This window comes from Streptomyces sp. NPDC104581, assembly GCF_055583685.1.
This window is the reverse complement of the sequence record NZ_JBVJNN010000025.1, coordinates 72,097-92,380: the sequence shown is the minus strand read 5'-3', so window position 1 is coordinate 92,380 and position 20,284 is coordinate 72,097. Positions and strand designations below refer to the sequence as shown.

The following is a 20,284-nucleotide window of genomic DNA, read 5'->3' as shown; positions in this document are numbered from 1 at the left end:
TGGAGGGGGAGTGGCATCGTGCGGGGGCGGTTGCTGAGCGGGCGTTATGAGTTGGGGGAGTTGCTCGGGGCCGGTGGGATGGGGGAGGTCTGGCGGGCGCGGGATCGGGAGCTGGGGCGGGAGGTCGCCGTAAAGCTGCTGCTCGCGCCCAGGGGGGACGGGGAGCGGAGGGAGCAGTTGGCGCGGTTCCGGCGGGAGGCGCGGGCCGTGGCCTCGCTGGACAGCCCGCACATCGTCGCCGTACACGATCACGGTACGGACGGCGACAGCCCGTACCTGGTGATGGCGCTGGTGGACGGCCGTACGCTGCACGACGTCCTCGCCGAGAGCGGGCGGGCGAGCGTGGCGGACGCACTGGGCTGGACCATCGACGTGTGCCGGGGGCTGGAGGTCGCGCACGCGGCGGGCATCGTGCACCGCGACATCAAGCCGGCCAACATCATGATCACGGGCGAGGGCGTCGCCAAGGTCGTGGACTTCGGCATCGCCAAGTACACCGAGGCCCGGTCCGGCGATCCGCAGCTCACCCAGACGGGACAGGCACCGTTCGGCAGTGTGCTGTACATGGCGCCCGAGCGTTTTCAGCAGCGGCACGGCGACGGGCGTACGGATCTCTACGCGCTGGGGTGCGTCCTCTACGAACTCCTCGTCGGGCGACCGCCGTTCGTCGGCCACGCGGCCGGGATCATGTACAACCACCTGAACGACGAGCCGTTGCGGCCGAGCCGTGCGCGGGCCGAACTCGGTCCCGACATGGACCGGTTGATCCTCTCGCTGATGGCCAAGGATCCTGACGACCGGCCGTCGGACGCGCGTGCGGCGCGGCAGGCGCTGGAGCAGGTGCGGTCGTCGCCGGTGCGGTCGCGGGACGAGGACGGCGGTGACGCGAAGGCCGGGGCGGGGGCCGGCTCCGGGGATGGGGTCGCGGCCGAGGCCGAGGACAAGGACAAGGACAAGGACAAGGACAAGGACAAGGACAAGGACAAGGACAAGGACGAGCATGAACGTGAGCGTGAGCGTGAGCCCGAGGACGAGCGTCCGTCCGTGGCCGTGGTTGCTCCGGTTGCCGCTCCCGCTCCTGCTCCTCGGCCGCACGTCGTCGCGAAGGTGTCCGCCCCGCCCACGCCTCCGGCGCCCGTACGGCGTCGTCCACGCAACGCCCTCGTCGCGGCCGCCGTGGCGCTCGTCGTGCTCGGTGTACCGACCGGGCTCGTGATCTCCTCCTCGTCCTCTTCTCCGTCTTCGTCTTCGTCCGGCGGGTCCGTGCCGGCCGACGGACCCAGCGCGGCGGTGGCGGACCAGTACGTCGTCGGCGTCCCGTACGACTGGTCCCTCGACGATCAGCACGGCAAGGAGCGCGTGGCCGTCGTCGAGGCGGCGTTCAGGGACGCGGCGCGCGCCTCGGGCAAGAAGCTGCCGGTGCGCCTCGTCCCCGTGAAGGACGACCGGGAGACCCCGGCCACCGAGATGCTGACGAAGTATCCGGGCATGATCGCGCTGGTCGGCGATGTCAGCAGCGTCGACGGCGTCGAGACGGACTTCGACCAGAGCATGGCCGCCGTCGACACCTGCAAGGGAGGTTCGGGCCCGGACTTCGCCTTCGGCACGATGCCGTCGAAGTTCGACATGGGCACCCAGGAAGGGCGCTATCTGAGGGGTGCGTACGGCGTGCGGAAGGTGATCGTCGGCTCCGACTTCAACTGGGACGACGACATCATCGCCGACGAGGGTCCGCACCGCCGCTCGATCGGGCACGGGCTGCGCGAGGCGGGTGTCGACGCCGTCGAGGCCGTGGACTACCCGGAGGACATGGACGAGGAGGACGTGGCCCGGGACGTCGGCAAGCAGCGGCCGGACACCGTCACACTGCCCAACTCCCGGCAGCGCGAGGGCTGGGTCGACGCCCTGGAGAAGTCCGGGCAGTTGATGGTGGTGCAGGAGGACTACGAGGCGTCCTGCGACACCGACGACGACCACGAATACACCGACAAGGAAGACAAGTTGGTGCCGGACGGCACTCTGCGCTTCCGGTCCTTCCACGACGAGCGGCAGCCGGAGGCGGACTGCGAGCTGTTCCCGAAGGTCTGCACGAGTCCGGCCGCGCTGCGGGAGATGTTCCGGGCGCGGGGCGGGGTCGAGCTGTACGACGGCGCGCTCGTACTCGCCGCCGGGATCGGGAAGGTCATGGACGACGGGGCCCTGCCGGAGCCGGACGGGACGGCGGACACCGATCCCGGGCGGGCGCGGGCCGCGCTCCGTGAAGCCATGGGCGGTGTCGACGTGGAAGGGGTGCTGGGCCGGTACCGGTTCAAGGACCACCAGGCGGTGAGCCGGCCGGTGTGGATCGACGTCCGTGCGAAGGGCAAGTGGAAGCAACTGGGGACGGTCGGCAGCCTGACCGGCTGACCGGCTGACCCGACTGTCCAGAGGATCGGCTGGCCGGCTGACTGTCTGTCTGACCGGCTCGTCCGCTGAGCGCCTGACCGTCCGTCCGACCGGCTGAGCGCCTGACCGGCTTTCCGGCTGATTCGCCGATTCGAGCGATTCGCTGATCCGGCGTCAGGCACCCAGCCGTGCCGCCCGCATCATCAGATAGCGGGTCTCGGGCACGCTCAGCGTCCGGTTGGCCGCCGATCGGTAGGCGGCCAGGGCCCCTTCCGTATCGCCCGCCCTCTCCAGCAGATGCGCCCGCACCGCGTCGAGCCGGTGGTTCCCCGACAACTCCTTCTCCAGGCCCTTGAGTTCCGCGAGCCCGGCCTCCGGGCCGTGCGCCATCGCGACGGCCACCGCCCTGCTCAGCTCGGCCATCGGCTCGGGTCCGGGGGCCCGGCGTACCAACTCGTCGTACAGGGCCACGATCTGGAGCCAGTCGGTCTCCTCGGCGCTCGCCGCCTCGTCGTGCAGCGCGGCGATCGCCGCCTGCAACTGATAGGGCCCGGCCGGGCCTTGGGACAGTGACTCCTCGACCAGCGCCGTACCCTCGGCGATCGCGGCGCGGTCCCAGCGGGTGCGGTCCTGCTCGTCCAGCGGTACGAGTTCGCCGTGCGGTCCCGTACGCGCGGTGCTCCGCGCCTCCGTGAGCAGCATCAGCGCGAGCAGGCCGGTCACCGCGCCTTCCGTCGGCAGCAGCTTCCGTACCGCGCGGGTCAGCCGGATCGCCTCGTGCGCGAGGTCGGCGCGGTGCAACTCGCTGCCGGAGGTCGCCGTATGGCCCTCGTTGAAGATCAGATAGAGCACCTGGAGCACGGTCGCGAGCCGGCGGTCGCGGTCCTCCGGGCCCGGCTGCCGGAAGGGCACGCCCTTGATCTTCTGCTTCGCCCTGCTGATCCGTTGCGCCATCGTCGCCTCGGGCACCAGGTGCGCGCGGGCGATCTCGGCGGTGGTCAGACCGCCGACGGCGCGCAGGGTCAGTGCGGTACGGCTGGCGGCGGGCAGTTCGGGGTGGCAGCAGAGGAAGAGGAGGGTCAGGGTGTCGTCCTCCGAGGGGGCCCGGCTCTCCCCGGGCGGTGGCGCGGTGAAGGCGTCCCCGGGGGTCAGCGCCGCGGCGTTCTCCTCGCGTCTGCGCCGCGCCTCCTCGCTGCGGAGCTGGTCGACGAGCCGGCGGGAGGCGGTCTTGATCAGCCAGCCGCGGGGGTTGTCGGGCGGCCCGGCGGCCGGCCACTGCTGGGCGGCGGCGATGAGGGCTTCCTGTACGGCGTCCTCCGCGAGGTCGAAGTGGCCGTACCGGCGGACAAGCGCGCCGAGGACCTGCGGCGCGTGCAGGCGCAGCAGGTCCTCGGTCGTGGCGTGGCGGACCGGTGGGCCCGGACCGTTCTTCGTACCGTCGTTCACACCGCGTATTACACCCCGTCGTGCCGGGGCGCGCACGGTGTCTCAGCCATCGACGCCCGGGCCGTCCGGGATGGGCCGGATGACCACCGGATACGCCGGGACACCTTCGGGCTGGGGGCATGCCGCGACGCGGGCGGCGATCTCCGTGACCCGCTCCAGGCTGGCGCAGTCGAGCACCCAGTAGCCGGCGAGGAGTTCCTTCGTCTCGCCGTACGGACCGTCCGTGATCACCGGCTTTCCGTCCTTGTCCGCGCTGACGAAACGGGTCTGGGACGGGGCGGCCAGACCGTTCGCGTCCACCAGCTCGCCGGACTCGGCGAGGTCGTTGTTGACCTCGCCCATGAAGGCGAACATCGCCTGCAGGTCCTTCTCGCTCCAGGCCGCGCTGTGCTCGGACGCCTTGCCGTTCATCGCGTCGTAGTCGGCCTGCGAACCCTGGACCATCACCAGATACTTCATGACGTACTCCTTCTGTTCCCGGCCGCCGGCTCTCTGCCGGCTGCCGCGTCGTCACCCCTTGTGGGCGACTCTCACAGGGGACGTCGGAGCCGATGACGGGTTCTCGACAGCTCGCGGGATTTTTTTTCGAATCACTCCGTCGGCTCCGTGCGCGGTTACGAGGTCGGCCCCGAAGCCGATTCCAAGCCGGCCCCGAGTCCCGAGGGGTAGCGATGTTACGGATTGGGGTAGCGACGCTAACTCGAACATGTTAGCGTTGTTCTCGTCGGGGAGCGGAGACCGTGCTCCCGGCTGAGATCCCCTTGGGTGGAGGGAGCAGTGTCATGAGCGAGCAGTCGAGCGCGTCGCGTCGGGTGGCGATCGTCACCGGAGGGTCCCGCGGGATCGGCCGGCAGAGTGCGGAGCGCCTTGCGGCGGACGGGCACACCGTCGTCGTCAACTACGCGGGGAATCGGACCGAGGCGGAGGCGGCGGTGGCCGCCATCACCGAAGCCGGCGGCACAGCCATGGCCTTCCGCGCCGACGTGGCGGACGAGGCCGCGGTGTCGGCGCTCTTCGACGCGGCCGAGGAGGCTTACGGCGGCGTCGATGTCCTCGTGCACGCGGCGGGAGTCATGTCGGTCACGCCGCTGGTCGACATGGAGCTGAAGGCGCTGGACCGTATGCACCGCACCAATATCCGCGGCACGTTCGTGGTCGATCAGCAGGCCGCGCGCCGACTGCGCAGCGGCGGGGCGATCATCAACTTCTCCAGCTCGGTGCTTGGCCTGTCCTTCCCCGGATACACGGCGTACGCGGCCAGTAAGGGCGCCGTCGAGGCGATGACCCTGATCCTGGCGCGGGAGCTGCGCGGACGCGACATCACCGTCAACGCGGTCGCGCCCGGACCGACCGCCACCGCCCTGTTCCTGGACGGCAAGGACGAGGAGACCGTCTCGAAGCTGGCCGCGCAGCCACCGTTGGAGCGGCTCGGGCGTCCGGAGGACATAGCCGAGGTCGTGTCCTTCCTCGCCGGACCGGCCCGCTGGGTCAACGGCCAGGTGCTGCGCGCCAACGGCGGCATCATCTGACGCGGCACGCGGCAGGCCGCTGGGTGCTGGTGTCTGGCACACGCCGCATACCCGGCGCCGCGCGTGCACCGCGTCTGGGTTCCGCGTCATCGGTCAGACCCAGGTCCAGGTCGGTTCCGTTCCGTTCGCGACCGAGGGAGGAGTCCCGCCATGAGTGACACCCTGATACCCATCGCTCCCGCCCGCGCCGGGCGGACCGTCCGCGAGGCGAACGCGCTCCGCGGCCGGAGCGTCAACAGGCCCGATCCGTATGCGTAACAGCGCTACGGAGCCCTTGATACCGTCGTCCGCGATGAGCACACGAGCGCGGATCCTGGAAGTCGCGACGCGGCTGGTCGCCGAGTCGCCCAACGGCGACGTCTCCACACGGGCCGTGTGCGACGCCGCGCAGGTGGGTGCCCCGGCGCTCTACCGGTACTTCGGGGACAAGGAGGGGCTCCTGTCCGCCGTCGTGGACTACGGCTTCGACAAGTATCTGGAGACCAAGCGGCAGCGCGCACCGGAGGACGACCCGATAGAGGATCTGCGCAAGGGCTGGGACAGCCATGTGGAGTTCGCGCTCGACAACCCGAATCTCTACCGGCTGATGTACTCCCCCGCGATGCGTACGCCCCCCGCGGCGGCGCTGGAGTCCCACGAGATCCTCACCAGGGACCTGCGGCGGGCGGCGGCGGACGGCAAGCTGCGGCTGGCGCCCGAGGCGGCGGCGGAGGTCGTCATGTCGGCCAATGTCGGGGTGGCGCTGATGCTCGTCGCCCGTCCCTCGACCTTCACCGACAGGGACACCTCCCGGCGGGTCCGTGACTCCGTCCACGCCACCGTCTTCACCCCGGAGGTGACGGCGGACGGCGCGGCGCGGGCGGCGAGCGCGGCCAGGACCGAACTTCCCGCGGCGGCGGCCCAGTTGAACGCCCTGCTGGGGCGGTCGGCGCAGTCGGGGCTGAGCACCGCGGAGGTGGCGCTGATGACGGAGTGGCTGCGCCGGCTCTCCACGACCGCCGAGGGGGACAGTCCTTAGCCACCGCTCACTCAGGCGGGGAGATCCGCGCAGGTCTCCGACGCGGGGAGTTCGTCCGCGAGGAAAACGGTCTGGGCCATCATCTTGAAACCGGACATCTTCTCGCGGAATGTCTCCACGGACTCCTCGGGGTGCACGGAATCGATCACGGCGTGCTCGCCCACGGCGTTGAACTGGTGGCTCACCCCGCGCGGGATCTGCATGTCCACGAAGGAGCAGGGCGGCACGACCAGGTTGTAGCGCGTGCGCACCACACCCGGCGGGGTGTCGGGCAGCGTGTCCTCGAAGGAACGCAATGCGAAAGGAGTGACCCCGGTGACACCGGTGATCTCGAACGGCGACAGGCTGCTCACCCGGATCCGCGTCGCCGGGCCCGTCATCATCCGCACGAATCGCAGCCCGGTGTGCATATGCATACGCGAACAGACCCCGCGCTCCTCCACATTGTAGAAATCCATCAGATAGCGATCGGCGAAGAAGTCGTCGAAGGGCGCTTCGAGCATATAGACGTCGCCCTCCTCGAAAGTCTGGAAACGAGTTATCCCGTCGCCGTCCGGCGTCGTGGCCGATTCGCTTCTCTTCGCGTCCCGCACGATCTTGGTGAAGGCGTTCACCACGGCCAGGGCGATTTCATCGGGGAGTCGCAGGACAGGTGTGACCACATTTCTCGCGGCGTCCGCGAATTCCGCGACGTCGTGGACCTCGTTCTCCGCGTTCGCCTCGTGTTTCATTCTCGTATAGGAGTCGTCCATGTGAATCAAGCTCCGTCGTCTAGGATCTGTCCGGTCGACATAACGAAACCACGTGCTTGTCGGAGCAGTTGGAGGGGGCCACTGTGATCTGCCCGCACTGTGCGAAAGACCTTCAGCACCGGGAGCGGCTGAGTGGTACGTGCCCGACCTGCAAGCGGGCCTTCGCGCTCGAACCGAAGGAGAATCCGTTCCGCCTGCACGACATCCGGATGCGCAAGCTCATCGAGAAGCTCGGCAACCAGGAAGGGCTGCGCTACACACCCACCCAGCTCTGGTACGCCGCCGCGCGCAACCACACACCCACCGGGATCGTGGCGTACGGATGCGTCGCCGGCTTCCTCGTCGTCGTGACGTCCTTCGTCCTGCTGGTGGTCAGTGGCGCCTCCGAGTTCGATCCGGATGTGGTGCGCCCCGCCGTCGTGGTGGGTGTGGTGGTCCTGGCACTGGGTCTCCTGCTGACCGTCCTGGGTTCCCGCCGCGCGAAGCGGACCGGCAAGGTCGGCGTGCCGATGTCGCTCGCTGACTTCCGCGTCAGGATCATCGACCGCTGGACCTCCGTCTACAGCCGTCCGTACGGGCTGAAGGACGAGGAGAGCGTCCGGTTCCCCGTGATCCCTGAAGGGCGCGCTCAGAAAGCGGTCCTCCTCTGCCCCGACCGCGCCGTGCTGGCCTGTCTCGCGCTGAACGGCGCGCACACCACGCACTCGCTCACGCTGGCGCAGTCGCCGGATCAGCTCGGGAACATATCCACCGGCCCAACCCGGCCCGGAGAAGGTGGTGTTGTGGGGATAGTCCTGCACGACGCCAGTCCGGCGGGGCTCGCCTTCGCCTCCGAGGCCAGGGCCGCGCTCGGCGGCCGGGTGGTGGTCGCGGGGATGCTCCCCCGCACGGTCATGGACAGGGACAACGCCGTACGGCTGCGGAAGCCGCTGAATCCCGGGGACCTGGACGCCATCCGTACGTCGGCGTCGGCGCTGACCGCGGCGGAGGCCGACTGGCTGACCCGGGGCTGGTGGTCCCCGCTCGCGGCCGTACCGCCGGCGAAGCTGCTGGCCGTGGTCGCTCGGGCGGCGGACCGGGCGGCGGGGCTGGCCGATCCCGACCGGGGCCGTGCGCAGCGGATCGGGTTCCTGACCTGGCCGACGGCGTCATGAGGGACTCCGGGCGTGCGGGGCGGCGGACGGGGCCCGTGGGGGACGCGATCCTCGACCGCGTACTGCGGACGGCCGCGGAGAAGGCCGCGCGGCCCGGTCAACTGCGCTTTACCGAGCGGCAGTTGTACTACGAGGTGTGCAGGGTGCTGATGCCGTGGCACCGGGCGCCCCGGCGTGCGCAGTTCACCTCGGCGCCCGCGCTGACGTACGACGCGTTCCTGGGCGCGCTGCGTCGGCAGGGGCCCGGCTCGGTGGACGGTCTGTTGCCCCCTGTCGTGCCGACGCCCGGGCAGACGGCCGGACGGCACACTCCGGAGCCCGATCTGTTCGACTACGGCCTGCCGAGGCTGCTGGTCTGCGAGTCCGACGACATCGCCGCCATGCTGCGGGCCAACGGGGTGCCGATGGAGTCGGCTTGCCCGGTGTACGGCGCGTCGGAACTGCCCCTCGGCGAAGGGGTGTTGAGGATGCTGGGGCTGGCGGAGCGGGCGACGGTCTATCTCCTGCACGACGCGAGCGCCCGCGGGCTCACCTTCCCCGCGCGGTTCGCCAGGGCGGTCGACCTGCCGGACGGGGTGCGGGTGGTTCCGCTGGGACTGCGGCCCAGACAGGCGGGTGCACTGCATCTGGTGCACGGCCGGGGCCCGGCGTACGCGGCGGTCCCGGCCGCTTTTCCCACCGCGGGTCCCGCCGCGGGAACCACCGGTGGCCCCGTCGCCGGTCCGGTGCCAGTGGCCCGTCCCGGTGCCTGTCCTGCTCCCGGTCAGGGGATCGCGTTCGAGCTCGGTCGCTGGGAGCGCGACTGGCTGCGGCGTGGCAGATTCGTGGAGGTCGCCGCCGTGAACCCGGCGTCGCTGGTCCGTACGGTGCACCGTCTCGTACGGGAAGTGCGCACGCCGCGCTCGCAGTTGACCGAACTCCGTCAGGTACGCCGGGCGGGTTTCCTGAGCTGGCCCACCGCATGAGAGGAACCGCAGTGCCGCAGCCGCAGAGGCGGGAGATCACCTACACCGACGAACTGCTCGCCGACCGGACGGTTCACCGGCGCTACTCGGACGGCGGTCAGGAGTGGCGCAGCGCGGTCGGCGGCGGGGGCCGCCGGGTCGTGCGGTGGCGGGACGAGCGCGGTGGTTCGGGCACCGACGAACTGCTGGGCGGACGGATCGTCAAGCGTGTGTACGCCAACGGGCGCCGGCCGATCTACGGCAGGGAGGCCGGTTACGGCCGGACGCTGTGGAGCGACGGGGTGCTGACGGTGAACCGGACGTCGTTCGGCGGCCGGCTCGGTACCGTCCTGGGCGCGGTCACCGCCGGGGCCGTCATCGGCGGGCTGACCATGCCGCCCGACTTCCTCTCCCCGGAAGAGGAGGAGGAACTGCGGCGTCAGGCCGAGGCGAGTGCCTCGGGCGGAGGCGGTGACGGCGGCGGGGGTGACGCCGGATACGGGGACTGGGGCGACGGATCCGGCGACTCCGACGACGACTTCGGCTGAGCCGGGCGGCCGGCGGCCGGCTGCCCGGGGCCGGGCGGCCGGGGGAGACCGACCGAGGGCCGGAGCCGTAGCGGCGAGAGCGCGTTGCGGATGACGAGAGAAGAGAGAGGGGGCGTGAGATGTCCCGCTGGTGTGCGTCTCTGACCGCCGACGATCCGGCTGGGCAGCTGGCGGCCATGGGCGGCCGTCCCGTACCGACACGGACGGCCCGTCACGCGCTCGGACTGCTCGACGGGCCCGGCGCCGCCGCGGGGCCGTACCGGGTGGGCGACGTGTACGCGATCGGCGAGGTCACACTCCACAACGCGCCCGAACTACGCGCCCGGCTCGCAGCGCCGGGTCCGGCCGGGGGGAGCGGCTCGCGCGCGGGCAGCGGTTCGGCCCGAGCGGTGGGCGCGGGTCCCGTCCCGCACGACTGCCCGGACGGTGAACTGCTCCTGCGCGCCTACGTCAGATTCGGCGCCGCCGGACTGGCCGCCGCCGACGGCATGTTCGCCCTCGCCATCGCCGACGGCGACGAACTCGTACTCGTACGCGACCACATGGGCGCGCGCACCCTCTTCCACGCGCGCGCCGGCACGGGTGACCGCACCGCGTGGGCGGCCTCCACCTCGCTGCGGGCGCTCCAGCGCTGGCCCGCACTGGACACCGGGCTGCATCTGCCCGCCGTCCGGTCGTTCCTCACCTTCGCGTATCTCCCCGGCAGGGAGACCCTGTTGCGCGGAATCCACGAGGTGCTGCCGGGGCGGTGCGTACGGCTGAGGCCCGACGGTTCGACGGTCGAGGAGACGTACTGGGAACCGGTCGAGGTGACCGACGAGCGCCCGGCCGCCGAACACGCCCGCGAGCTGCGCGAGTTGCTGGAGTCCGCCACCGCGCGGCGGCTGCCCGCCGCCGAACCGGTCGGTGTGCTGCTCTCCGGCGGGGTGGACAGCAGCCTGGTCACCGCGCTCGCCGCCAAGCTGCACGACCAGGCCGTCAGGTCGTACTCGATCAGCTTCGGCGGCGACGCCCCGAACGAACTCGCCTACTCCGGACTCGTCGCCGCCCACTGCCACACCGAGCACCAGGTCCTCACCGTGCCGGGCGAGGCCGTCGCGGCACGGCTGCCGGAGACCGTCGCGCTGCTGGACAGCCCGGTCGGCGACCCGCTCACCGTGCCCAACCTGCTGCTCGCCGAGGCGGTCGCGGCGGACGGCATGAGAGTGGTGCTCAACGGGGAGGGCGGCGACCCGGTCTTCGGCGGCCCCAAGAACCTGCCGATGCTGATCCACGAACTGCACCGCGAGGCGCCGGGCGTGGAATCCAGGGCACGGGCCTACGTGGACTCGTACCGCAAGTGCCACTCCGACCTGCCGGTGCTGCTGACGCCCGGTGTGCTCGCCGAACTGGCACAGGCCCCACCGGTGACGGATCTGCTGGCGCCGTATCTGACGCCGGGACGGATGACCAGCCTGCTCAACCAGTTGCTGCACACCAACCTGCGGACCAAAGGCGCCCACCACATCCTCACCAAGGTGGAGCGCATCACGGCGTCCCAAGGGCTGGAGGGCCGGGCGCCGCTGTTCGACCGCGCGGTCGTCGACCACGCCTTCCGGGTGCGGCCACGGCTGAAGCTCGCCGGTACGAGCGAGAAATGGATCCTCAAGGAGGCGGTACGGGACCTGCTGCCGCCGACGATCGTGGACCGGCCCAAGAGCGGGATGCGGGTGCCCGTCCAGCAGTGGCTGGACGGCCCCCTGCGCGAGCTGGGCCACGACCTGTTGCTCGGCCGGTCCGCGCGCGCCCGGGGCCTGTTCCGCGAGGACACGATCCGGTTGTGGCTCCGGAAGGAGGGGACGCTGCTGCCGCGCCAGGGAGGCAAGTTGTGGCTGGTGCTCACGCTGGAGCTGTGGCTGCGCTCGTTCGAGGTCGGCGCCTGAGCCGGTGATCCGGGAGACCGGCCCTCGGGCCGGCACTGTCCGACCCGGCGCCTATCCTCCGATGCCATGACCACCTCCCGGACGGACGCTTCCGCCGACGGCGCCGGCGAACTCGACACCCTGCGCGCCCTGCTGGCCACCGCCACGGCCCCGCGGGCCCGTAAGGCCGTACAGGAACTCCTCGTCCGGGCCGGCGACGCACCGCCCCTCGACCCCGCCCAGGCGCTCGCGCTCGCCGCGCGTTTCGCCGCCGTCGGCCGGCCGAGCACCCACACACTCCTGAAGCTCTGGCCCAAGGTCGCCGACCCCGACGGGTTCGCCGAACAGCTCCTCGCCCCCGCCTACGGGCGCGAGAACCGCACCGACCTCAAGGTGAGCAAGACCGTCCCGGAGGGCCTGCGGCATCTCGCCCCCTTCCTGCGCACACTGCATCTGGACCGCTGCGCGGAACTCACCGACCTCGCGCCGCTCGCCGAGTTCACCCGGCTCACCAGCCTTGATCTGGGCGGCTGTTCGGGCGTCGACGATCTGGGTCCGCTCGCCGCGCTCACCGCGCTGGAGAGCCTGCGACTGCACCGCTGCCGCAAGGTGAAGGACATCGCCCCACTGCTCGGGCTGCGTACGCTGCGCCGGCTCGATCTGAGCACGACCGGCGTCGCGTCGGTCTCCGGCCTCGGAAGGGCACTGCCCGACCTGGAATCGCTCAGCCTTCAGGGCTGCCGCCATCTGCGCGACCTCCGCCCGCTCAGCGGTATGCGCCGGCTCGCCACGCTCGATCTGGGCCGGACCGGTATCAGGGACCTGTCCGGCCTGGCGGACGTCGGCGCCGTCACCGAGCTGAACCTCAGCGGTTGCTCCCATCTCGTCGACCTCAAGGGCATCGACGCGATGCCCGCCCTGCGCGTGCTGCGCATGGAGAGCCTCCGCCGCCTCCGCTCGCTCGACGGTCTCGGCCACCACCCCGACGTCACCGAGCTGCGCCTCATCGACTCCGTCGAACTCCACGACCTGCGGGCGATCGGGGGCCTGTCCGGTCTGAAGACCCTGGAGATCGCCCGCTGCTGGGGGGTCACCTCCGTCGCCGGGGTCGAGGCACTGACCGGCCTCGATCTGCTCAGGGTCACCGACTGCACCGCGCTGAGCGACTTCTCGTCGCTGGCGGGCTCCCCCGCCCCGCGCCGCCTGTTCCTCACGAACGTCCACGGCGGACCGGACCTGGGCTTCCTGCCGGAACTGCCGGGCCTGCGGGTGCTGTTGATCGACCGCTTCCGTACCATCCGGACGCTCGGCAACGCACCGGACCTGCCCGACCTGCGCGTTCTCGACGTCCGTCACTGCCCCTCGCTCGCCGGTCTCGGCCGCGTCGGGGACCTGCCCAGACTCCGGCACGTCCAGATCTTCGGGTGCGACGTCCTGCACGACGTGGACGGACTGGCGGGCCGGGCGCCGCTGGACGAACTGCGGCTGGAAGGCGTGCGGCAACTGGAGTCCCTGGACGTCCTCGCGGACTCGCCCACCCTGCGCAAGATCAGGATCGAGTCGTGCGACCGGCTGAAGGCCCCGCCGATGGGAGGGATGAAGGCGCTCCGCGAGCTGGAGTACGCGTATCAGCAGTGGCCGGACTTCGGTTTCCTGACCGGCAGCACGTCGATCGAGTCCGTGAAGGCGTACTCGCTCGGGCTGCTCGACGTCTCGGCGCTCGCCGAGCTGCCCGCCCTGAGCAAGGTGGACTTCCGGCTCTCCTCGGCCACCAAGCTCTCCTCGTTCGCCCCGTTGCTGGAGATCAAGGGGCTCACGCACGCGGTTCTGAACGAGTACGTCACGCGGCACGTCCCCGACGGGGCCGAGGTGCGCGCGGAGCTGAAGGCGCGGGGCGTCAGCCCGTTCACGTTCTGAGCCCGTGCACGTTCTGAGGCCCGTGGGCGTCCCGAGCCGCCCGTGGACGTACGGGGGCGCGCGGGACCGCTACCCCTCCTGCGCCCGCGCCCAGGCGAGATAGTCCGTGATCACCTCGGGCGGGTTGGCCGCCACGGCGAGCCGGTCCAGGTCTTCGGTCCGGTACATGTCGAACGGCAGGATCGGTACGGGGCGCCCGAGGACCTCGGTGAGCTTGCCGCTCGTGTGCAGATGGCGGGCGAGGCCGGTGCACGCCTCGTCGAAGTGGGCGATCAGGAGATCGTCCCGGACCTCCCGCTCCTCGTCCTCGACCGTGCCGTCCTCGGCCGCGTCGTCGGCGCCCGTCTCGTCGTCGGGGCCGCCGGAGTCCTCGTACCAGAGCCCGAGTTCCCTGATCTCGGCCAGATGCAGGGCGGCTCCCACCGGGTCGTCCCTCGGTTCGGGACCGTGGCCGACGACGCCCGTCGTCTCGTCCAGCGGCCAGTACGCGTAACTCCAGCGCACCTCACCGGGGTCGGCGGCCGTCGTGCCCTGTGCCGCCAGCACGCGCCGTACCTCGCTCTCGGTGTTGTATCCGATCGCGAGGTACGGGTGGCGCCAGTCCAGCGAGTCGTGCCGCCAGATCCGGAAGGAGACCACATAGATCTCGGGCCTGAGCGGTGCCGGAAGCGCCTCCAGCGCCCGCTCACCCGCCCGTCGCACGTGCTCCTGGAACGCCGTCATGGCGGGCACCCTCGCACATCGCGCCGTACGGGGCCGCGCCGGGTGCTCAGCCCTCCTTCGTGGAGTACGAGCGCGCGCCCGTGCCGGCGAGAGCCCCGCCTTCCACGATCAGGTACTCGTCACGGATGGGAGTCCCGGCGAAGTACGACTCCAGGATCTCCCGTGTGCCGGCCGCGTACCGCGCCTGCGCGGAGAGCGACGAGCCGGAGATGTGCGGCGTCATCGCGTGGTGCGGCATCGTGCGCCACGGGTGGTCGGACGGGGCGGGCTGCGGATACCAGACGTCGCCGCCGTATCCCGCGAGCTGTCCGCCGCGCAGCGCGCGGTCCACGGCGTCGCGGTCGACGATCTTCGCGCGCGCGGTGTTGATGAGGTAGGCGCCGCGCTTCATCGTGCCGATGAGCTTGTCGTCGAACAGGCCCTCCGTCTCCGGGTGCAGCGGCGCGTTGATGGTGACGACGTCGCAGTGCGGCACCATGTCGGCGGTCGACTCGTGCCAGGTGAGGTTGAGCTCCTGCTCGACGGCCTCCGGAAGACGGTGCCGGTCGGTGTAGTGGAGGCGTACGTCGAAGGGGGCCAGCCGGCGCAGGACGGCGAGCCCGATGCGGCCGGCCGCGACCGTACCGACGTGCATGCCCTCCAGGTCGTACGAGCGCGAGACGGCGTCCGCGATGTTCCAGCCGCCGTCGAGCACGATCCGGTGCGACGGGATGAAGTCGCGTACCAGGCCGAGCACCGTCATCACCACGTGCTCGGCGACGCTGATGCTGTTGCAGTACGTCACCTCGGCGACGGTGACGCCCTGCGCGATGGCGGCGTCCAGGTCGACATGGTCGGAGCCGATCCCGGCGGTGACGGCGAGCTTCAGGTTCTTGGCGGCGGCGATGCGCTCGGCGGTCAGATAGGCCGGCCAGAACGGCTGGGAGATCACGATGTCCGCGTCGGCCAGCTCGCGGTCGAAGACCGATCCCGCGCCTTCCTTGTCGGACGTGACGACGAGGGTGTGGCCGCGGCTCTCCAGGAAGGAGCGGAGGCCGAGTTCGCCCGAGACGCTGCCCAGCAGATGGCCGGGGGTGAAGTCGATGGCCTCGGGGGTGGGGGTGGTCTGGCCGCCCGGATAGTGGTCGATGACCGGGAGGTCGTCGCGGGCGTAGGTGGTGGGCCGGCCGTCGGTCGGGTCGTCGTACAGCACACACAGGATCTTGGCCATGATGGTTGCGGCTCCTCGTCCGTCGCTGTGGATTGCCTCGGCAGGTGCCAACCACGGTGTGCCCTGGCGTCAGCGCTGGTCAAAGCGTTGTTCTCTATGCCTGGATAGACGAGAACTATCGTTGCCGCGGGGGTGGTCCGGGCCCGGGAACCGCCGTACGGTCAGGGCGCCGGACCGAGGTACGTGTCGAGCAGGCTGTCCAGCACCTCCCGCACGCTCACCCGGCGCGCGGTCTCCAACAGCGCCTTCGCCGGCACCGGTTCGGGGCTCCGGTCGGCGATCACCAGCCCCACACGCGGGCCGTGCGCGGGGTGCTCCAGCGGGACCACGCGCATCGCGGCGGGCACGCCGAACATGTGCAGCCAGGCGTGCGAGATCACGCTCGACCACCGGCCGGCCGCCATGTGCGTGTAGAGGCCCGCGACGGTGTCGGTCTCGATGGCGGGGGTGACGGCCGCGCCCTCGGCGGCGAAGTACTCGTCCATGATGCGGCGGTTGCGCATCTGCGGCGACAGCAGGCACAGCGCCAGCCCGGCGACCTCGGCCCAGCGCACCGACCGCTGTGCGGCGAGCGGGCTGTCGTGCGGGGTGAGGAGCAGATACCGCTCCTCGTACAGCGGCGTCCTGCGCACCCGGCGCAGGCTTTCGTCGTCCAGATACGTGAGCGCGATGTCCAGCTCGAACGAGGTCAGCCGCCGGGTGATGTCCCGCGACGACAGGGACTCCAGAGATACGCGGACGAGGGGGTGCTGCTCGCAGAAGGGCGTGGTGAGGAGGGACGCGGCGGTCAGGGCGGTGGGGATGGCGCCGAGCCGCAGGGTGCCGGTGAGTCCACCGCGCATGACCGACAACTCGTGCTGCAGCGCGTCGCGTTCGGCGAGGATGCGGTGCGCCCACAGCAGCACCCGCTCGCCCTCGGGCGTCAGCCCCTCGAAGCGCCGGCCGCGCCGCACGATGGGCACGCCGAGTTCGTGCTCCAGCTTGCGTATCGCGGCGGAGAGGGAGGGCTGTGACACGAAACAGGCGTCGGCGGCCCGCGCGAAGTGGCGCTCGCGGGCGAGCGCGACCAGATACTCCAGCTGCCGCAACAGCACGACGACCCGCTCCCCTCGTCCCGGTTCGCCATCCTCACGCATCGGGGGCGGTTCCGGTACGGGTACGCGGCCGGTGACGGCCCTGCCGTGGCCGACGGCCGGCGACTTTCAGGAACCGGCAACCGGCAACCGGCACCGGGCCGAACGGCCGGTGGCCGGCGGCGCGACCGCGCCGCGGCTGCCGCACCCGTCGTGGTCATCCGGGCGTCGACCGCCCGTACCGCCCGGCCAGGTCCCTCAAGTGGGCGACCAGTTCCGGGGGTTCGGTGACGTCGAAGTCGTGGCCCAGCATGCCGAGGTGGACGGCCAGTGTCTCCAGCGAATCCGCGCCCGTGTCCAGGACACAGGTCGTCGCGTCGACCGCCTCCACCACACCCACCGCCGGGTTGATCCGCTCGACGACCGCCTGCGCCGGCGCGTGGACCGTCACGCGGGCGCGGTGGCGCCAGGCCGCCGCCGAGACCCGGCGCGAGACGTACGCGGCCACGTCGCCGTCCGGCGCCGGACGGGGCGTGAAGCGGGGACCGGCCGGGAGACGGGGATCGATCCGGTCGACGCGGAAGGTCCGCCAGTCGTCGCGGTCGACGTCCCACGCCACCAGGTACCAGCGCTGGCCCCAGTTGACGACCCGGTGCGGTTCCACGACACGGCGCGTGGACGCGCCGCCGTGGTCCCGGTAGTCGAAGCGCAGCCGCTCGCAGTCGCGGCAGACGGACGTCAGCGTCGTCAGCAGGTCCGCGTCCACCTTCGGGCCGGGCCGGTCGGCGGGCACCGGGACCGTGTACGTCCGCAGCGCGTCGACGCGTCTGCGCAGCCGGGACGGCAGCACCTGCTGGAGCTTGGCCAGGGCCTGGAGCGAGGTCTCCTCCACGCCCACGATGGCCCCCTCGGCGACCGTACGCAGACCGATCGCGACAGCCACCGCCTCCTCGTCGGCCAGCAGGAGCGGCGGCATCGCGGTGCCCGCGGTCAGCCGGTAGCCGCCGGTGGCGCCGCGCGCCGCGAGGACGGGATAGCCGAGTTCGCGCAGCCGCTCGATGTCGTTGCGCACCGTGCGCCCGCTCACGCCGAGCCGTTCGGCCAGTTCGGTGCCCGGCCAGGACCGTGGCGTCTGGAGCAGGGAGAGCAGGCGCAGGAGTCGTGCGGAGGTTTCCAGCATGGGTGGCAGCCTGTCCGGTATTCAGGAACGAAGTCTTCCTAATGCGACTCTACGGTTCTGTCCATGGAGAACAACAGCGGCGCCAGCCGCACCAGTGCCGATGTCCGCCCCTTCCGCATCGAGATCGCGCAGGCCGAACTCGACGACCTGCGCGACCGGCTGCGCCGTACCCGCTGGAGCGACGAGGTCCCCGGGGTCGGCTGGACGCGCGGTGTCCCGGTCGGTCATCTCAGGAAACTGGCCGCGTTCTGGGCGGAGGATTTCGACTGGCGCGCGGCGGAGGCGCGGCTCAACGAGTTCCCGCAGTTCCGCACCGAGATCGACGGCCAGAACATTCACTTCCTGCACGTACGGTCGGCGAACCCCGCCGCCACGCCGCTGCTGCTGGTGCACGACTGGCCCGGCTCGTTCACCCAGTTCGCCGAGGTCGTCGGCCCGCTGGCGAGCGATTTCCATGTCGTCGTCACATCGACTCCGGGCGTCGGCTTCTCCGGTCCGCTCAGCGCCCCCGGCTGGAACAACGGCCGGATCGCGGGCGCGTTCGCCGAGCTGATGTCCCGCCTCGGATACGAGCGTTACGGAGTCCAGGGCGGCGGCGGAGGCGCCTGGATCGCCACCGAGATGGGCCGGCAGGTGCCGGAGCGCGTCGTCGGAGTACACGTCAACGGCTTCATCACCTTCCCCTCCGACGACCCGGCCGACTTCGACGGCCTCACCGAGGGCGAGCAGACGCGCATCGCCCGCCTCCAGGAGTTCCGGGACGAGAAGATGGGGTTCAACGCCATCCAGTCGACCCGCCCGCAGACCCTCGCGTACGGGCTGACCGACTCGCCCGTCGGCCAACTCGCCTGGATCGTGGAGAAGTTCAAGGAGTGGACGGACACCGACGCGGAACTTCCCGAGGACGCGGTCGGCCTGGACCAGCTGCTGACCAATGTGAGCGTCTACTGGTTCACCGGCACGGCCGGGTCCGCCGCGAACCTCTACTACGAGTCGGCGCACGACCCCGGCGCGTGGGCGCCGAAGGAGCGCGGCACCGTTCCCACCGGGGTCGCCGTGGCGCTGTCCACGGACGTCGCCGTCCGGCGGTTCGCGGAGCGGGAGCACAACGTCACGCACTGGACCGAGCTGGAGCGTGGCGGCAACTTCCTCTCGCTGGAGCAGCCGGAGCTGTTCGTCGCGGACGTGCGCGCGTTCTTCCGTTCGGCCGGCGCGCTGTAGGGAACGCGTCCAGTGCGGTGTCCGTGGCGCGCCTTCGAGACCGGATCGCCCAGGGCCACGGCGCACAGAGCCCGGCCCGGACGATCGAGTCACTTCGCGCCGCGCGGAAGTTCCTGTGGCCGAGAGTGACCTCTTTCGCCTCACGTACCGCCCGACCAGACTCTCCGGGCCGGGGAATACGGCCACAACGACCGGAGTCGGGGGCGACGCATGGGGCCCGGGGACGCATGACGTGCGAGGACGCGTGACGAGGAGGCGCCGGGGCAGGCGCCCGCCGGCGGCACGCAGACGCTACGAGGGCCGTCGGAGAGCCCTGTCGGGCGTCGGCGTTCTGGCGCTGCTCGTGCTGATGACCTTCTGGACGGATATCTGGCCGTACGTGGTCGGCGCTGCCGTGACCGGTGCGGCGGGCGGTGTGGCCTGGTGGCTGCGGCGTACGGACCGGGTGGTACGCCGTCGGGACAGCCAGTGGCGCGAGGCGGACGCGATCAGGGCCGGGCAACGGTCGCTCGCCGAGGTGGACGCCATGAGCTGGCAGGAGTTCGAGCGGTACGTCGCCGATCTGTGCCGCCGCGACGGCTGCACCGACGTCGAGGTCAGCGGCCGGTCGGGCGACCTGGGCGCGGACGTGACCGGGAAGCTGCCCGACGGCAGACGACTGGTCGTCCAGTGCAAGCACTACGCCCCGCACCGCTACGTCCCGAGCGGCGACATGCAGAAGTTCGTCGGCACGGCCTGGCTCCATCACAAGGCGGATGTCGCGGTGTTCGTGGCCACCTGCCCGTTCAGCAGGGCCGCCCTGGCACTCGCGGTCCAGCACGGCATCCTCGCGGTCCACCGCGACCTGCTCGGCCTGTGGAACACGGGCACCCCACTACCCGGACTGCTCCCCCTGAACGGCAGGGGTCAGGGCGACCGCGGTCACCGCGGACGCTGGAAGGACACGTACGGCACCTGACTGGCGTCGTCAGCGCTTCTTGGTCTTCCGCTTCTGCCGTGGAGTCCAGTCGCCCCTGTGCGTCTGACAGCGTGAATAGCCGATCATCGCCGGCCTCTGGCACGGTTTGCCGGTCGTGGTCTTGGTCGATCCGCACTTGACCTGCTTGCCCATACGTCCTCCCGGGATCACGGGCAGTACGCCGGACACCATCGTCTCCGGGAAGCGTCGGGCACGGAAGGCGCGAAGTGCGCCCGTATCCCGTCATCCCCCGCATTCGACCGATTCGCGGGCTCCTGTGACCGGTTCCCGCCCTCGGGCCCGGCACCCGGCTGTCGCCCAAGGG

The 20,284-nt window shown here is 71.2% G+C and carries 17 protein-coding genes; 10 read left to right on the top strand and 7 right to left on the bottom strand.

Annotation, left to right across the window (positions count from 1 at the left end; all coding sequences use genetic code 11):
- The first annotated feature begins 18 nt into the window (after positions 1–18).
- Positions 19–2,406, top strand: coding sequence for a protein kinase domain-containing protein (locus tag ACZ61E_RS21280; protein WP_469701394.1), 2,388 nt, complete (start codon positions 19–21; stop codon positions 2,404–2,406).
- 153 nt (positions 2,407–2,559) lie between these two features.
- Here ACZ61E_RS21280 and ACZ61E_RS21275 read toward each other — a convergent pair whose 3' ends face one another.
- Positions 2,560–3,831, bottom strand: a complete 1,272-nt coding sequence (locus tag ACZ61E_RS21275) for an RNA polymerase sigma factor (RefSeq protein ID WP_469701393.1) — start codon at positions 3,829–3,831, stop codon at positions 2,560–2,562.
- 42 nt (positions 3,832–3,873) lie between these two features.
- Complete coding sequence (locus ACZ61E_RS21270; RefSeq protein ID WP_469701392.1) at positions 3,874–4,290, bottom strand: YciI family protein; 417 nt, start codon at positions 4,288–4,290, stop codon at positions 3,874–3,876.
- A 323-nt stretch (positions 4,291–4,613) separates the two neighbouring features.
- On the opposite strand from ACZ61E_RS21270, the gene ACZ61E_RS21265 reads away from it, so the two are divergent.
- Complete coding sequence (locus ACZ61E_RS21265) at positions 4,614–5,360, top strand: SDR family oxidoreductase (protein WP_469701391.1); 747 nt, start codon at positions 4,614–4,616, stop codon at positions 5,358–5,360.
- Positions 5,361–5,652: 292 nt separating this feature from the next.
- Entirely contained in the window at positions 5,653–6,378 is a 726-nt protein-coding gene (locus ACZ61E_RS21260; RefSeq protein ID WP_469701390.1) for a TetR/AcrR family transcriptional regulator, read from the top strand.
- An 11-nt stretch (positions 6,379–6,389) separates the two neighbouring features.
- Here the strand turns inward: ACZ61E_RS21260 and ACZ61E_RS21255 are convergent, their stop codons facing one another.
- Positions 6,390–7,130, bottom strand: a complete 741-nt coding sequence (locus ACZ61E_RS21255) for a hypothetical protein (RefSeq protein ID WP_469701389.1) — start codon at positions 7,128–7,130, stop codon at positions 6,390–6,392.
- 56 nt (positions 7,131–7,186) lie between these two features.
- Here ACZ61E_RS21255 and ACZ61E_RS21250 point away from each other — a divergent pair, with 56 nt between their 5' ends.
- From ACZ61E_RS21250 to ACZ61E_RS21230, 5 genes are all read left to right on the top strand, one after another.
- Positions 7,187–8,284, top strand: a complete 1,098-nt coding sequence (locus tag ACZ61E_RS21250; protein WP_469701388.1) for a hypothetical protein — start codon at positions 7,187–7,189, stop codon at positions 8,282–8,284.
- 35 nt (positions 8,285–8,319) lie between these two features.
- Positions 8,320–9,249 (top strand): hypothetical protein, encoded by a 930-nt coding sequence (locus ACZ61E_RS21245; RefSeq protein WP_469701387.1) that lies wholly within the window; start codon positions 8,320–8,322, stop codon positions 9,247–9,249.
- 11 nt (positions 9,250–9,260) lie between these two features.
- Positions 9,261–9,776, top strand: coding sequence for a hypothetical protein (locus ACZ61E_RS21240; RefSeq protein WP_469701386.1), 516 nt, complete (start codon positions 9,261–9,263; stop codon positions 9,774–9,776).
- A gap of 119 nt (positions 9,777–9,895) precedes the next feature.
- Complete coding sequence (locus ACZ61E_RS21235; RefSeq protein WP_469701385.1) at positions 9,896–11,698, top strand: asparagine synthetase B family protein; 1,803 nt, start codon at positions 9,896–9,898, stop codon at positions 11,696–11,698.
- 66 nt (positions 11,699–11,764) lie between these two features.
- Positions 11,765–13,594 carry a leucine-rich repeat domain-containing protein gene (locus ACZ61E_RS21230; protein WP_469701384.1) on the top strand — a complete coding sequence of 610 codons (1,830 nt, stop codon included), beginning with the start codon at positions 11,765–11,767 and terminating at the stop codon, positions 13,592–13,594.
- A 69-nt stretch (positions 13,595–13,663) separates the two neighbouring features.
- Here ACZ61E_RS21230 and ACZ61E_RS21225 read toward each other — a convergent pair whose 3' ends face one another.
- The 4 genes from ACZ61E_RS21225 to ACZ61E_RS21210 all read right to left on the bottom strand — a co-directional run bounded on the left by ACZ61E_RS21225 (position 13,664) and on the right by ACZ61E_RS21210 (position 17,780).
- Positions 13,664–14,317 (bottom strand): hypothetical protein, encoded by a 654-nt coding sequence (locus tag ACZ61E_RS21225; RefSeq protein ID WP_469701383.1) that lies wholly within the window; start codon positions 14,315–14,317, stop codon positions 13,664–13,666.
- A gap of 46 nt (positions 14,318–14,363) precedes the next feature.
- Positions 14,364–15,527 carry an NAD-dependent formate dehydrogenase gene (locus ACZ61E_RS21220; protein WP_469701382.1) on the bottom strand — a complete coding sequence of 388 codons (1,164 nt, stop codon included), beginning with the start codon at positions 15,525–15,527 and terminating at the stop codon, positions 14,364–14,366.
- Positions 15,528–15,688: 161 nt separating this feature from the next.
- Positions 15,689–16,621: a LysR family transcriptional regulator gene (locus tag ACZ61E_RS21215; RefSeq protein ID WP_469701381.1), complete on the bottom strand. Its 933-nt coding sequence runs from the start codon at positions 16,619–16,621 to the stop codon at positions 15,689–15,691.
- A 196-nt stretch (positions 16,622–16,817) separates the two neighbouring features.
- Entirely contained in the window at positions 16,818–17,780 is a 963-nt protein-coding gene (locus ACZ61E_RS21210) for a helix-turn-helix transcriptional regulator (protein WP_469701380.1), read from the bottom strand.
- 63 nt (positions 17,781–17,843) lie between these two features.
- Here ACZ61E_RS21210 and ACZ61E_RS21205 point away from each other — a divergent pair, with 63 nt between their 5' ends.
- A complete protein-coding gene (locus ACZ61E_RS21205; RefSeq protein WP_469701379.1) occupies positions 17,844–19,001 on the top strand; it encodes an epoxide hydrolase family protein in 1,158 nt (385 codons plus the stop codon).
- A gap of 244 nt (positions 19,002–19,245) precedes the next feature.
- Positions 19,246–19,959, top strand: a complete 714-nt coding sequence (locus ACZ61E_RS21200; RefSeq protein ID WP_469701378.1) for a restriction endonuclease — start codon at positions 19,246–19,248, stop codon at positions 19,957–19,959.
- The last annotated feature ends 325 nt before the right edge of the window (positions 19,960–20,284 follow it).